This window comes from Kocuria sp. ZOR0020 (assembly GCF_000800955.1).
In the GTDB taxonomy this organism is placed as follows: domain Bacteria; phylum Actinomycetota; class Actinomycetes; order Actinomycetales; family Micrococcaceae; genus Kocuria; species Kocuria subflava.
In genome coordinates this window covers 1-440 of the sequence record NZ_JROX01000284.1, presented here as the reverse complement: position 1 = coordinate 440, position 440 = coordinate 1, and the positions used below count along the sequence as shown (strand labels likewise).

1 pseudogene is annotated in these 440 nt (G+C 67.0%); it reads right to left on the bottom strand.

Features of this window, described 5'->3' with window-relative positions:
- Positions 1-440, bottom strand: a pseudogene (locus tag L979_RS13040) (DDE-type integrase/transposase/recombinase); the annotation flags it as partial.

Below are 440 nucleotides of genomic sequence, written 5' to 3'. Positions count from 1 at the left end.
TGGATCAGTCGGATGTGGAGGTCGACGGCGGTGCCGGCGAGCTGGTGGCTGATGAAGTCGCTGCCGTGATCGACGTAGAGCACGTCCGGTAGGCCGCACATCGGCCAGGCCGGGTCGGCCTTGTGCCAGATCGCCTGCCGCAGCGCCAGCGCGGTGTTCATCGCCGACGGTGCGCCCAAGAAGACGGTATAACCGCAGATCGCTCGGGAGCAGTCATCGAGGATGGTCGTCAACCACGGCCGGGCAGGTTTGCCATCGGTGCCGACTACCAGGATGTCGAGCAACGTGTGATCGGACTGCCACATCGCGTTGGGCCACTCCGCCTGCCGGCGCAGCACCAGCTCGTGCTTGTCGCGGTAGGACGCCGCGCCCTCCAGGGCGAGGGTGACCATGCCCGGGATCCAGGGTCCGCACGATGTCCCACACCACCGAGTAGGAGG